Genomic DNA, 14,184 nt, shown 5'->3' with positions numbered 1-14,184 from the left:
ACGAAACACCATGCCTGAACTGAGCTCTCGAATTGCTGGCTTTCACAAACTGGGAATACAGGGTCGCCTGGATATTCTCAAAAAACGATGCAATCTGGATCCGGAAACGATCGAATCCATGCTCAACACGGGCAATTTGCCCGCTGACACCGCCGATCATCTCATCGAGAATGTCATTACCACCATGAACATTCCGGTGGGCATTGCCACGAATATGAAAGTAGATGGCAACGATGTCCTGGTGCCGATGGCCACAGAAGAATCCTCGGTGGTTGCCGCGGTTTGTAATGCCGCAAGGCAGTGTTATGACAATGGCGGATTCACCACGTCCATGTCGGGCTCTCAGATGATTGCCCAAATTCAGTTGGTTAACATCACAAATCCGCAATTTTGCAGAATCTCCATACTGGAGCAGAAAGCACAGATAAAAAAACTGTGTGACGATTGCGATCCCATTTTGCTGTCATTGGGCGGGGGGCTGCAGGATATCGAAGTGCGGATCATTGACTCCAATATCGGGCCCATGGTCATTACACATCTGATCGTCGACACTCGTGATGCCATGGGAGCCAATGCCGTCAATACCATGGCAGAAAAACTGGCTCCGCTGATTGAGCAGTGGACCGGCGGCAAGGTCTATCTGAGAATTCTTTCAAATCTTGCTGACAGGCGTCTGGCCCGAGCACGTGCGACATGGACTTGTGATGCGATTGGCGGAGAAGCAATCCGCGACGGCATTATGAGTGCCTACCATTTTGCCCAATCTGATCCTTATCGTGCAGCAACGCATAACAAGGGCATCATGAATGGCGTATCGGCAGTTGTCCTGGCCACCGGCAACGACACGCGTGCTGTGGAAGCAGGCGCTCACGCTTATGCAGCACGTGACGGGCACTACGGCAGCCTGACACACTGGGAAGTAAACAAAAACGGAGATCTGGTCGGCAGCCTCGAAATTCCAATGGCCGTAGGCTTGGTCGGTGGAGCAACCAAACTTCATCCAACAGCGAAAGCCAATCTGCAAATACTTGGCGTAAACAGCGCAAGTCAGCTGGCTCGAATTATTGCTGCAACCGGACTGGCACAAAATTTTGCTGCATTAAAAGCGTTGGCAACGACGGGCATCCAAAAGGGACATATGGCCTTGCATGCTCAAAATGTTGCCATGATGGCCGGGGCAGTCGGAAAGCAAATTGATCAGGTAGCCAATGCTTTGATCTCTCAGGGGACCGTACGGATAGACGTCGCGCAGAAAATACTTCAGGACCTCAAGACTGACTGATCAATCGCGTCCTGGCACGCATCATTGGCGTGCCAGGACTACTCTGATTGATTTGAACACTGGCGACCAGTATGCCGTGTTTACCGGTCACAGAATATTCGCTTTGCAAACGCGTTTTTGTAATACATTTGCCGTATGTAAGCTCAAGGCTGAGTCAGTACCAATTATAGATCCAAATATTTCATCGCCGCCTCTGCTGCGTTGGCTACGTGCCGGGCACACAGCTTCTTGGCCAGTTTGGCGTTTCTCATGGACACCGCATCCACAATGTCAGAAATCTCTTTGATGGTATGGGGCAGGCGCTCTGTGCCAGACAAGGAGATGCGGCGCAAAATCATTATTCTATTGTTCAACTGGGTTAACAGGTTTTTCACTACATCGTTCCCGCAGCCCTCCAGCAAAATTCGATAAAACAGATTTTTGATATCAAGTATGGAATCTGTAGAGCGGCCTTCGCCTATCGCCTTCAAGCGTTCCAGACAGTCCTGCAAGGCCTGTATTTGTGCCTCTGATGCATGGATGGCGAAACCCTCGCCTGCCAGTGCCTCCAGTGCCTGGCGCACCTGGTATATATCTTTCACTTCCTCACGCGAAATGGTCGCGACCACCGGTCCTCTATGAGGAATATTTGTAATCAGTCCTTCAGCATTTAATTGCTGCAGGGATTCACGCAATACCGTCCGACTAATTCCGAGCATCGCACACAGGTCCTTTTCCACCAGCTTTTGGCCTGCCGTAAACGTGCCGGAAATCACGGCCTCACGCAAACGCTCTGTGACGTGTTGCCGCAACGTTGTATTTTCCCGGTGTATATGCAAATCCATTGGTGTAGCCATAGCCTGACTCAAGCCTCAAAAAGTTAGCAAATCCTATCACAAACGCTCGCACGTAACATGCGTCCACCATCAATAGCCGCAATGCTGATGCCGGAAAAAATTATATTTACAAAAAACAGCAACTGCCATATAGTATTATTGTATGACAATCATACTATATTTTTATCTGGCCTGAATTTCAATCAGGACCTGGAACTGACCATCAGGAGGAAATCAAATGACCCAAAACGCAAGTAATCCGCTGGATACGCTGTTCAAGGAAGGTCTGGCCACCCGCAGAGCGGTGCTCGGCGCAGAATATGTAGACAATTCACTGGCCAATGCAAACGAATTCATGCTGGCCTTCCAGCACATCACAACCGAATGGTGCTGGGGCTATGCGTGGAACCGTCCGGGCCTGGAACGCAAGACGAGAAGCATGCTGAATCTGGCGATGCTTACAGCACTCAATCGCCCAGCTGAAATCAAACTTCACATAAAGGGCGCACTCAATAACGGTGTGACCGTTGATGAAATAAAGGAGATCCTGCTACAGGCCACTGTCTATTGCGGTATTCCTGCGGGTCTGGATGCCTTCAAGGTAGCCAACCAGGTTCTGCAGGAGGCGGGCCAATTTGATCAGGAAGGGGACAAAAAGTGAACCTGGCAGATCAGAAAATTGGATTTATCGGAATCGGCAGCATGGGCAATCCCATGGCGTCCCGACTTCAGCAGGCGGGCTACCCATTGCTTGTCATGGATGCCAATGTGCACCTGACAGAGCCGTTAGCCCGGCTGAGCGGCGTCATGGTTGCGGCCACTGGCCAGGAGATGGCTCGGGAATGCAATTTTATTATCACCATGCTTCCCACCAGCACTATCGTTGAGACGGTTCTGACTGGTACCGATGGCGTTCTTGCCGCACTCAATCCGAATACCGTCGTTATTGAAATGAGTTCCGGCATACCCACCCAAACACTGCGATTGGCCAAATTGACGCAGCAAGCCGGGGGATCGCTTATTGATGCTCCCGTATCGGGAGGCGTGGCACGCGCACGAACCGGCGAGCTGGCCATTATGGTAGGCGGTGCCGATGAGATCATTCAGAGGGCGCGCCCAATACTGTCCGTGATGGGCAAGACGATCTCGCATACCGGTGATGTTGGCTCTGCCCATGCAATGAAGGCCCTGAATAATCTGGTTTCTGCGGGAGGATTCCTTATCGGAATTGAAGCCCTGCTCATCGGGCAACGGTTTGGCCTTGACCCATCTGTCATGATCGACATTCTGAACGCTTCTACCGGAATGAATAATTCGACACAGAAGAAATTCAAACAATTCGTCCTTTCACGAAAATTCGATTCTGGATTCGGGCTGGATCTGATGATCAAAGATCTGACCATCGCCACAGGGATCGCTGCAGAATCAGCAACGCCAGCCCCTTTCTCGGCGCTATGCAGAGAAATGTGGGCATCTGCAGCGGGCTTGCTCGGACCAGGCCAGGATCATACCGCCTTGGCAAAACTATTGGAAAACCTTAGCCAGACGGAACTGACCGCCGGTAAGCCATAACCCTCCAGTGATTTACCTGCATTTCAACATATCAGATAAACCCATACATTCAAAGGAGAAAGGCAACGCGTTTTTTCAATGCGATACAAACGCAACGCCTTGAAGAGACATGAACAAAATACTAGCTGCAATCACAGCCTCATTATTGCTGCCAATAGTGGCCCAAGCAAACGATTATCCGTCAAGACCGATTTCCATGATTGTCCCGTATGCGCCTGGCGGCTCCACAGATGCACTTGCACGAGTTATCGCTGACGCCATGAGCAAGGCGCTTAACCAGACTATCGTTGTTGAAAACGTCGGTGGTGGCGGCGGCATCATTGGCCTGCAGAAACTCATGCACGCAAAGGCAGATGGCTATACTATTTCATTTGGCAATATGGGCAATTTCGCCATTGCAGGCACCCTCTATCCCAAAGCCAATTATGATCCCCGCCGTGATCTTGAACCAATTGGCCTGGTTGCCAGCGTACCAATGGTGCTATCGGTCAGCCAGAAAAGCGGCATCAAAAGCATGAAAGAATTATTGGAAAAATCACAGGGCTCTCAAAAGCAGCTTAATTTTGGCAACTCCGGAGCGGGTTCGACCGGCCACATTTCATCTGTGTACTTCAATAGCGTGACCAACGGTAACGTTGAACAAATCTCCTATCGGGGTGCAGGACCGTCCATTGCGGATCTTATGGCCGGCACGCTTGACGCCGTCATTGACCAGACGGTAACCATGATTCCGGCGAGCAAAGGTGGGCGCATCCTGCCCATCGCCATCTCTGGAGACAAGCGGGTCGAGCAACTACCCAACGTACCCACGTTCAAGGAAGCAGGCGTGCCCGCGTTCGACATGAAAGTCTGGAATGCCATCGTTGCCCCCAAAGGAACGCCATCAGCAGTTATCGACACGCTTTCGGCGGCACTTGAAGCCTCGTTTAGCAACAACGAGGTCATTGCAAAAATGGAGACGTTTGCCGCACCCATTCCTCCAAAGAAGGAGCGTGGCCCCGCAGCGCTTGAGCAGTTGATCGATTCCGAAGTTGAGCGATTTGCAACACTGATTCGGGATAACAATATCCACGTGAACGAGTAAAATAAAACCGGCACCGCTGCAGACAAAGCAGTCTGGTGCCGGCAATGGCAGCCAAATAGCTCAATCGGCGCTCAGCTGTTCAACGTAGCATACGTCCACCAGCCTTTATCAATCTCGGCCGACAGCAAATTACGTAATATCCCCTCGACCCTGCGGCTGGCTCGGCTAAGCGGCCTCTTGCTTGCATAGGCAATTGATACCCGACGCTCAATGACAGGATCGACAATACGAGCTATGAGAAAATCGTTGATATCCCCATGCATTTTCAATGCCGCCAGTGACAACACCGCACAGTCTGCAGTGTCTTTTACCCACTCGGCCAACAATTCATGCGCATCCAGTTCCGTACGAATATATAGCTTGACGCCAGCAAGGCGGGCCTGCTCTTCTACGATGCGTCTGAGTCCGTGTTCTTTGCCGGGCAGCACAAGCGGCAGATAGTGCAAATGAGCAAACGAAATGTCACCGTCTGCCGTGCATTTTGATTGAAGACTTGTATTTCCGAACGAAGACACAAGAAACAAATGCTCCCGCATAAGAAAGTCAAAGTCCAGACCGTTCTCTTGTGGAATGCCGTGCACCAGCCCAAAGTCAACGTCCCCGTCTTCAATCCACTTGGCCAGATGGCCAGATAGGCCAGACACAAGCTTGAGCCGAATGTTGGGACATTCAAGCTGCACCTGTCGCACCAGAGGCAGACTCAGCACAGTACTTAGAGAACCGGGAATACCGACAACTACCTTTCCTACTTCAGATGATGTTTTGGCACGCAGACTGATTTTCGCAGCATCCAGCGCATCGAGCGCTGTTCTTGCATAGTTCAGAAACAGCTCTCCTTCCGGTGTAAGCACTGTCCCGCTCTGTCGTCGTTCCAGTAACTGAGCCTGCAACTCCTCTTCCAGCAGCTTAATCTGAGTGCTAACAGAAGGCTGCGATATATGCAAAACAGCCGATGCCTTTTGTATGGATCGCTGTTCTGCAACGGCGACAAAATAGGCAAGCTGACGTAGATTCATGACAAAGGAAATTTCCGGTTACAGGCAATCGGCTCCATTATACATACGTACCTTATCCATGATGTTTTTTGCCTGAAGAAGCACAGGCAGATCGACCATACGCCCATTTACGGTGAAAGCACCATTGCCCTGACTGGCATGCTTTTCATATTCTTCCATAATGACTCGTGCATGGGAGATCTCGTTGGCGTCCGGCATGAACGTTTCGTTGACAATATCAACCTGCTTCGGATGAATGCAAAAGGAAGCTTCAAAGCCCATGGACCGCGCCTGCCGGATTTTACTTCGAAACAATTCTTCGTCATTGAAGTCGGCAATTGAGCCGACAAAGCCGATAGGCAAGATACCTGCCTTACGGCAGGCGATGACGGCCAGCATATTCGGAACATACAGCGCGTCCGGACAAACAGCCGACTGCAGCGAAGCTGCCAGGTCCTCGGCGCCGACAATCAGTGCGCAGACCCTGGCGTCGGCTGCGGCAATGTCGTTAATGTTTGACAGGCCCTGGGCGTCCTCGATCATCGTAATTAGTCTAATCGCCCCCTGCTCCAGCCCGTTTTCCTGTTCGAGCTCGCCTATCACCTCGGAAATCGATTGCACATAGCCCGCATCCGGGACTTTTGGCAGGCAGATTGCTTTAACGTGTCTGCTGACAGAATGTTCCAGATCCCGGACCGCATGCCGCCAGCTGCGATTGATTCTGACCACGACATCAAAGCCGGCATCGGCAAATTTCTCTGCTATTTCATGCACATTTGCTCGCGCCTGCTCCTTATCGGCGAAGGGGATACTGTCCTCCAGGTCGATCTGCAGAGCATCGGCTCGCTGCTTTACCGCACTCTGGACAAAGCGTTCGCTTGTGGCAGGTACAAAGAGCAAAGATCGCCACCGAATCTGTTTATCGTTCATAGTATATTCTCCAATCCGAATTGACTGATTATTTCCTTGGTATTCTGACCTATCGACGGCGCGGCACGATAAAAGGCACCCGGTGTCCGACTCAGACGCGGTACTATATTATGCGTCGTAATACATCCCAGGTCGTCGTCTTCTAGTTGAACCATCACTTCACGACCTTGGATATAATGGCTGTCAATCAGATCGGCGACCGAGCACACAGGTCCGACTGTTACTCCAGCCGCCTCAAACAGCGCCAGATTCTCCTGCTGAGTTTTCTGCTTTATAAAATCACCAATGATCAAATCCAGCTCATCTCTATGTTCAACCCGCGCGTCATTATCATGAAACCGTTTGTCCGCCTTCAGTTCCGGTCGACCGATAGTATCCAGGATTCTCAGAGCCATCGATTGCATTGAGCCGGACATCGCCACAAACTTGCCATCGCTGCACTCATACACATTGCGAGGTGCCGTATGCGACGACTGGTTTCCAGAACGCATGGTCGGCACACCTGACAACTGGTACTTAAGCGCCTCAGATGAAATAAAAGAGAAAATAGGCTCGAACAGCGACAAATCAATAACCTGCCCGATGCCTTCTTTTTCTGCCGCCCTAAGCGCCGTCAACACGCCCGCAGCCCCGTATACGCCCGCGATCATGTCCGCCAAGGCCAATGGCGGCAGAGTCGGGGGCTTATCTGCATGACCGTTCAAATATGAAAACCCCGACATCGCTTCGACCAGTGTTCCAAAACCGGGCTTGTGGCTAAACGGACCAGTCTGGCCCCATCCTGATACGCGGACAATAACCAATTTCGGATTTGCCTGGTGCAACACTTGTGGCGCAAGTCCCATTTTCTCCAAGCCGCCGGGGACGAAATTTTCAACCAGAATATCCGCGTGTGAGGCCAACTTCTTCAACGCTTCCCTGCCCGGTTCCGACTTAAGATCCAGAACCATGGAGCGCTTGTTGCGTCCATAGATTTTCCAGTAAATCGGTTCGTCCGATTCCTTCCAGCTTCTCAAATCATCCCCTTTTCCGTCCTTTTCTATTTTTATGACGTCTGCCCCAAAATCAGCAAGGAACAAGGTGAGCATGTTGCCGGCAACCAGTCTTGACAAATCCAGAACCCGTACGCCGTCAAGGGGGCCCTTTTCACTTTCATTGAATTGATGAATCATTCCGGTCCTTCAAGAGAATGTAATAACAGGTTTAATTTCCTGATAGCTCTTCATTCTTTCCATGGCGGTATTAACTGTATGCAGGGTGTAGCGGCCGGTAATCATGCGCTCAAATGGAAAATTATGCATATGCCGAGCCATAAATTGCAGCGCCAGGGAGTAGCTGCGCGCATCGCCCGAGAATGAGCCAATGACATTGATATTTTTTTTGACAATCATGGACGGCTGAAATTGCGTGCTGCCTTCCCCCAACTGACCAACAACAAGATATCGCGCACCCTTGCGGCATAACGCCAGCCCTTCCGAGAAAGCCGCCGGCACACCCGTAAATTCCATCACAATGTCGGCCCCGCGCCCTTGAGTATGCATGAGAACGGTATCAAGCCTTTCTTGATCTGTGGTACCTTCAACAGGGATACAGACGTCGGCGCCGAACTCCCGGGCCAGCTCTAGACGTGCAGCAGGCGAGCCGATGACGATCACCACCTTGGCGCCACGTACCTTGGCGTTGGCAGCGGCTAGCAATCCCAATGGCCCGGCGCCCTGGATCACAACTGTCTGATATGGCTCAATCTGCCCCACCTGCGAGAAGGCGTTCATGACCGATCGCAATGCGCAGCTTGACAAGCTGGCCAGCTCACTGGACACATTATCAGGCACTTTAAGACGTCCTGCTTCCGGCATGACATACCCATACTCGGAAAAGCCGCCGAGCAGATACGGCGCTTTTGCCATGGTCTCGTACATATAGGCCTTTCGGTTAATACACAAAGTAGGAGACCGGGCCGTTGTACAGAAGAAGCAACTTCCACAAGATGTATGCGTGTACACGACACGATCACCGGGCTCCAATACGTTGCCCACCGAATCGTGGCGAGCGCCATCACCAAAGGCGACCACTGTGCCCACCATTTCATGGCCTATAATGACCGGCAAATCCACTTTCAGGGACAGCGATCCCTGCCACAGATGAACATCTGTCCCACAGATCGAGCAGGCATCCATTTTTACAAGAGCGCTACCTGGCTCAAGGGTGGTCGGGACAGGCACATCTTCAATATTGAGCGGCGTCTTGAAGGCTCTTAGTACAGCGGCGCGGGAATACTCGGGAATTACGAATGACATAATCAGCTCGCCTTAAAATAATTGGGCCACATGGTCAGTTGAGGAATAAAAGTAATCAGCATAAGCGCCAGCAATGTCCCGCCCAGAAACCACCAGGTATATTGCATCATTGCGGAAAGTCTGGCATTGTTCGTTCTTGCGGCCACGTACAGATTTGCGGCCAATGGCGGTGTGAGCAGGCCGATTTCAATATTGGTAACTAATATGACTCCGAAATGCACAGGATCAACACCAAACCGGATCGCTGCAGGCGCCAGCAAAGGGCCCATCAACAAAGTGGCCGCATTTGTCTCCATAAACATCCCGACCAGAATAAGCGCGATATTGACGACAAGCAGAAATAGCATTGGGTTGCTGGTGAAGGCCGTCGTGAAATCCGCGATACCTTGCGGTATTTGTTCAAGCACCATGGCGCGGTTAAACACGCTGGTAAAAGCAATGATCACAAGAATGGCGGCCGTGGCAAGAACCGCTTTTTCAAATATTCCCCGCATGTCGCCTTTGCCTGCTTTGCGCGATATCAGAGTAACGAGCATGGCATAGACGCCTGCAACGGCCGCTGCTTCTGTTGGCGTAAATATTCCTGAATAGATTCCGCCCAGTACCAGTACCGGCAGGAACAGGGCTGGCGCTGCATGAACAACGGTCTGAATGGGCCTGCGCACGGCGCCGATGTCTGGCAAAGTATCTTCAGTCCTGACTTCCTGCCCGTCCTTTAACACCCGCCGGGACAGAAACAGATGAATGATGCAAAAAACGACAATGATCAGCAGGCCCGGAATAAGCGACGCCATAAACAGCTTGGTAATGGAAACGCCCACGATCGATCCATATAAAATCAACGGGATAGAGGGCGGAATCAGGACTCCGAGCAAACCGGCAGCAGCGTTCAGGGCGGCGACATAACCAACGGGGTACCCGCGCTTGCGCATTTCGCTCCCTACCGTACTGCCGATTGCAGCCACTGTCGCCACTGATGATCCGGTGATAGCTCCCATCAGCGCACTGGCAAAAATCATGATATGTCCAAGTGGCGCCCTTACCTTGCTTAAAAAGATATCGCATACTGATATGATCTGGGCCACAAGCCCACCTCTATTCATCAGTTCTCCAACCAGGAGATATAGCGGTATAGCAAGCAAAGGAAAGGAATTGACCGTATCGTAGGGCAATGCTGCCAGTGTGAACGGGTCGATATTCCATGACTCAGCATTGACCATGACGATCAGCGCGAACGCAATGCCAATAGGGGTACCGATAACAAGCAGTAGCAGAAGAAGAGAGACAATCATCACTCCCTCCCCGTTGTTGCAAGATCGGGCAAGGCATTGAATGTCGCAGCCCGGATCAATTGACATAAGGCGTGGATCGACATCAATAGCATGCCAAGAAAGTAGCAAAAAACGGGAATGGCAACCGGCGTCCCTAAATCAATCATTGTTTCTCCGGACGATATCGCATCGTCCAGCAACATCAACCCGAGCCAGGTATATATGCCGGAGAACAACAGTAACAACAAGGAGACAAGGAGATGGGCACACTTTCTTAGCGCCATTGAGCGAGACTGATGCACGAAATCGACCGCGATGTGCTGCCCAAGCTTGGTACACATCGCCGCCCCCACGAAGGTCAATGGCGCCATGGCGACCAGCGCCCATTCGGAAACGTTTGGCAGCGGCAGGTTGAAGTACCTTACGCAAACGCTTAGAAATATCATCAGGAGCATGACCATAAGGCTTAAAGAACATAAAAAATTCTCAATTTTGTATAGCCTGCATTCGATCCATGCCATACGCGCGGCCAGTCTGCTTCCCAGTTGCATAGCATTTGCTCCTGTTCCTTGATCTGCTATTTTATTTTTTTGTCAGCGCCTGCACTTCTGCCCGAAGTGCCTCGATGCGCTCTTGACCGTAAGTTGGCGTCAGCTTCTCCCATACCTTATCTCCTACCGCTTTAAATTGCGCCAGCGCTTGCGGTGCGAGCTTGTGTATTTTGATGCCACCGGTTTCGATTTTTTTCATATATTCCGCATTCATCTGCCGGTTTTTCCTGATTTCTTCAGCTGATACCTTTGCTGCTGTCTCCCGGAACAGTGCCTTTTGCGAATCGTCGAGTTTGTTCCAGACACGCTGACTGGAGACAATCGCTCCCATTGCATAGACGTGATTGAGTTCAGTCATGAACTTCTGCGCCTCGAACAGGCGTGAGTTGTGCGTAATACTTGCACCGTTGTCCTGACCGTCTACCGTTCCCTGTTGCAGTGCTGTAAACAACTCCGGGAATGGCATGGTCACCGCCTGCGCGCCGGCCTCGTCAAAAAATCCACGAATGCCGGCCGACCCCGGAACGCGAATTTTCAGTCCCTTGAGATCTGCAACTGTCTCGACCGGATGTTTCGAGTTGGTCAGCGCACGGAATTCAAGCTCAAAAAAACCCAGCGACTCCATCTTGTGTTTCTTCAACGTTTCTCTTAACGTACGCTGGATAATGCCATCAGGATTGTAGAAAATCTTGTCGGCCTGCGTAAAGTCGGCCACGATATAGGGAAGGTAGTGAATATCGAGCAAAGGATCCAGCCCCGAGAGAGAACCGGGATTGACAAAAGCGATGTCCAAGGACCCTCGCGATATGTCGCGAGCAATCGTTTCGTCCCCTCCAAGCTGGCTGTTGGGAAACACCGAGATGTCTATTTCACCATTGGTCTTCTCTTTGATGATATTGGCAAACTGTTTACTTGATTCATCGACCGGACTGCCAATGGCGAAAACATGAGCAAGACGCAGCTTGATAGGCGCCGCATTCACCGATTGCCCCGCCAACAGTGCGAGAGTGAAACCTGCCACCAGTAGCCCGATTGAGCTACGCTTCAATAGCTTATGCATTTTTGTCTCCTAATTAGATTTTTTCATGCGCATATATCTCTGTATGTGCATAAACAGATACAGGACAATAATTATTTTCAGCCAAGAGCCCGGACAGATTGTTCCCTGTCTCTCACAGCACCCCATGCGATATGAATCGCAACGTCAACCAGGTCAGTGCTTGATGACCACGGTTTTTGATACCGTATATTCCTTAAGCGCTTCAAATCCCTTTTCGCGCCCATGACCGCTTTTCTTGAATCCACCAAATGGCAGTTCGATTCCGCCCCCCGCCCCATAAGCATTCAGATAAACCTGACCGACGCGTAGTCTTTTGGCCATTCTGATCTGACGTGCCCCGCTTTCAGTCCACACGCCTGCGATCAGACCAAACTGTGTCCCGTTTGCAATGGCGATGGCGTCGTCCTCATCATCAAATGGGATGGCGGCCAATACCGGTCCGAAAACTTCGTCCTGAGCCAATTCACTTGCGGGATCAACAGGGCCCAATAGCGCGGGTGTGACGTAAAAACCAGATGCCACAGCGGTCTCATCCAGACTACCTTCGGCAATCAGTTCGATACCATTTTTTCTTGCTCGCTCCAGAAAGCCTTTGACACGCTCACACTGGACCTGACTGATGACCGGACCGCAGTCCAGATCCGACTCATGAGAGCCCACCTTGATTGACCTGAAACGCTTTGCCAGTGCATCCATAAACTCTTCGAATATTGATCGTTGTACAAGCACACGACTACCTGCAGAGCACGTCTGGCCGGTATTTTGAATAATCGCAGCAATAATTACCCGGATGGCCTCATCAACATTGGCGTCGTCAAATACAATTTGCGGTGATTTTCCTCCCAATTCAAGGACACACGGCACATGGTTCTCTGCCGCCGCCTTCTGAATGAGCGTGCCAACCTCAGGTGAGCCCGTGAACGACATAAAGTCGATGCCGTTGTGTGCGGACAGTGCAGCGCCGGCCTCTTCCCCCAAGCCGGTAACAAGATTGATGACACCAGGCGGGACACCAACTTCGTGGGCAAGCTCAGTCAGCCTGATGATGCTCATGCACGCCTCCTCTGCGGGCTTCAATACTGTGGTGTTGCCTGCCGCCAAAGCACACGCAATTGTTCGCCCATACATCTGTGCCGGATAATTCCACGGAATGATGTGCCCTGCCACTCCCCGTGGTTCGCGAAGAATCATGACCTGATAACCGTTCAAAAACGGTATGGTCTCACCATGGATTTTGTCTGCCGCGCCGCCGTAATATTCAAAGTATCGCGCTGTCGCCGTGATATCGTTGCGTGCCAGCGTCATGGGCTTGCCAGTATCCAGCGCTTCGATCGAGGCCAATTGTTCAATATTTTCCAGTATTTTGACGCCAAGCCGGGACAGCAATCGACCTCTGTCTACTGCGGCCATTTGCCCCCATACACCCTCGAATGCGCTTCTCGCAGCGAACACCGCCTTGTCGATATCAGCCTTGTCGCCTCGCGATATTGCCCCGATTTTCTTTCCGCTACTGGGCGCCAGCATATCAATCTGCTTCCCGTTCTCTGACGCTTTCCAGACGCCGTTGATGTATATGGATTTCGTGGCTTGCGGCATGTTGTCTCCTGTTATATCGATGCGCCTGGCGCGCAAAAACTGATAATCAGGAAAGAGTAGACCGGATTATGGGAAGACTATCAAATATTAAATTCTGATGCGCGTATAGGCAGGCACTATATTGGTGAAACCCCTCACACACGAAACAAGTCATTGATCAGCCTGGTATCTCAAGAAATATTCTCCGGAAACGACGAATCCACCTGCACGATCCGGCTGCAGCGTTGAAAAAGGAGCCAGCGGGCTCCTTTTGTATTTTTCATATTGATATCAGATAATCAAGACTGCTGATTGACCACTTTCGGTGAAAGTTCATTGCCGTGATATTTTTTATAAATATCATTAAGTTTGCCGTTTTTCAGATTTTCAAGAATCCACTTATCCAGCCATGCCTTGAGTTCGGAATTGTTTTTCGGCATGGCAATGCCCAACATAAATTCATGCTGGGTAAATTTTGTCTCAAAGGGATTGCTGGTCTGCTTCTTGTTGATTTCCGCAACGATAGGCCATTGGGAAGAGACGGCCTGAACCTGCCCTGATACACCGGCGGTCACCAGTGTGGCGTCATCCTCGAAACGGCGAATATTGGCGTCCTTCGCATTCTTGGTCACATCGGCGTCATTGACCGTCGCGCGCGTCACGCCCAGGCGCAGACCCTTGAGGTCTGCATAGCTCTTGTAACTACCCCGTAAAATAATACAGATTACTCGTAGAATTTCTTTTAAGCTAAA

The 14,184-nt window shown here is 51.1% G+C and carries 14 protein-coding genes; 4 read left to right on the top strand and 10 right to left on the bottom strand.

Annotated features, from left to right (window positions below):
• Positions 1–10: 10 nt before the first annotated feature.
• A complete protein-coding gene (locus INT32_RS15215) occupies positions 11–1,282 on the top strand; it encodes a hydroxymethylglutaryl-CoA reductase, degradative (RefSeq protein ID WP_193089565.1) in 1,272 nt (423 codons plus the stop codon).
• 164 nt (positions 1,283–1,446) lie between these two features.
• Here the strand turns inward: INT32_RS15215 and INT32_RS15210 are convergent, their stop codons facing one another.
• Entirely contained in the window at positions 1,447–2,106 is a 660-nt protein-coding gene (locus INT32_RS15210) for a GntR family transcriptional regulator (RefSeq protein WP_193089666.1), read from the bottom strand.
• A 229-nt stretch (positions 2,107–2,335) separates the two neighbouring features.
• Here INT32_RS15210 and INT32_RS15205 point away from each other — a divergent pair, with 229 nt between their 5' ends.
• From INT32_RS15205 to INT32_RS15195, 3 genes are all read left to right on the top strand, one after another.
• A complete protein-coding gene (locus tag INT32_RS15205; protein WP_193089564.1) occupies positions 2,336–2,758 on the top strand; it encodes a carboxymuconolactone decarboxylase family protein in 423 nt (140 codons plus the stop codon).
• On the top strand, positions 2,755–3,669 hold the full coding sequence (locus tag INT32_RS15200; RefSeq protein ID WP_193089563.1) for an NAD(P)-dependent oxidoreductase: 915 nt from the start codon (positions 2,755–2,757) through the stop codon (positions 3,667–3,669). The genes INT32_RS15205 and INT32_RS15200 overlap by 4 nt, the downstream gene beginning before the upstream one ends.
• A 109-nt stretch (positions 3,670–3,778) precedes the next feature.
• Entirely contained in the window at positions 3,779–4,753 is a 975-nt protein-coding gene (locus tag INT32_RS15195) for a tripartite tricarboxylate transporter substrate binding protein (RefSeq protein ID WP_193089562.1), read from the top strand.
• A gap of 71 nt (positions 4,754–4,824) precedes the next feature.
• Here the strand turns inward: INT32_RS15195 and INT32_RS15190 are convergent, their stop codons facing one another.
• The 9 genes from INT32_RS15190 to INT32_RS15150 form a co-directional block, all read right to left on the bottom strand.
• The gene (locus INT32_RS15190) at positions 4,825–5,769 is read right to left on the bottom strand and encodes a LysR family transcriptional regulator (protein ID WP_193089561.1); all 945 of its coding nucleotides are present in this window, start codon (positions 5,767–5,769) and stop codon (positions 4,825–4,827) included.
• A gap of 18 nt (positions 5,770–5,787) precedes the next feature.
• On the bottom strand, positions 5,788–6,678 hold the full coding sequence (locus INT32_RS15185; protein ID WP_193089560.1) for a CoA ester lyase: 891 nt from the start codon (positions 6,676–6,678) through the stop codon (positions 5,788–5,790).
• Positions 6,675–7,850 (bottom strand): CaiB/BaiF CoA-transferase family protein, encoded by a 1,176-nt coding sequence (locus INT32_RS15180; protein ID WP_193089559.1) that lies wholly within the window; start codon positions 7,848–7,850, stop codon positions 6,675–6,677. The genes INT32_RS15185 and INT32_RS15180 overlap by 4 nt, the downstream gene beginning before the upstream one ends.
• A 9-nt stretch (positions 7,851–7,859) precedes the next feature.
• Entirely contained in the window at positions 7,860–8,975 is a 1,116-nt protein-coding gene (locus INT32_RS15175) for a zinc-binding dehydrogenase (protein ID WP_226817109.1), read from the bottom strand.
• Positions 8,976–8,977: 2 nt separating this feature from the next.
• A complete protein-coding gene (locus INT32_RS15170; protein ID WP_193089558.1) occupies positions 8,978–10,267 on the bottom strand; it encodes a TRAP transporter large permease in 1,290 nt (429 codons plus the stop codon).
• Positions 10,267–10,767, bottom strand: coding sequence for a TRAP transporter small permease (locus INT32_RS15165; protein ID WP_193089557.1), 501 nt, complete (start codon positions 10,765–10,767; stop codon positions 10,267–10,269). The genes INT32_RS15170 and INT32_RS15165 overlap by 1 nt, the downstream gene beginning before the upstream one ends.
• Before the next feature lie 61 nt (positions 10,768–10,828).
• Positions 10,829–11,857 (bottom strand): TRAP transporter substrate-binding protein, encoded by a 1,029-nt coding sequence (locus INT32_RS15160; RefSeq protein ID WP_193089556.1) that lies wholly within the window; start codon positions 11,855–11,857, stop codon positions 10,829–10,831.
• 153 nt (positions 11,858–12,010) lie between these two features.
• Positions 12,011–13,453 (bottom strand): aldehyde dehydrogenase family protein, encoded by a 1,443-nt coding sequence (locus INT32_RS15155; RefSeq protein WP_193089555.1) that lies wholly within the window; start codon positions 13,451–13,453, stop codon positions 12,011–12,013.
• Between the two features lie 278 nt (positions 13,454–13,731).
• A partial coding sequence (locus tag INT32_RS15150; RefSeq protein WP_193089554.1) for a transporter substrate-binding domain-containing protein occupies positions 13,732–14,184 on the bottom strand: 453 nt, incomplete at its 5' end.

This window comes from Advenella sp. FME57, assembly GCF_014897675.1.
Taxonomy (GTDB): Bacteria; Pseudomonadota; Gammaproteobacteria; order Burkholderiales; family Burkholderiaceae_B; genus Advenella.
This window is presented reverse-complemented; position numbering and strand designations above follow the sequence as displayed.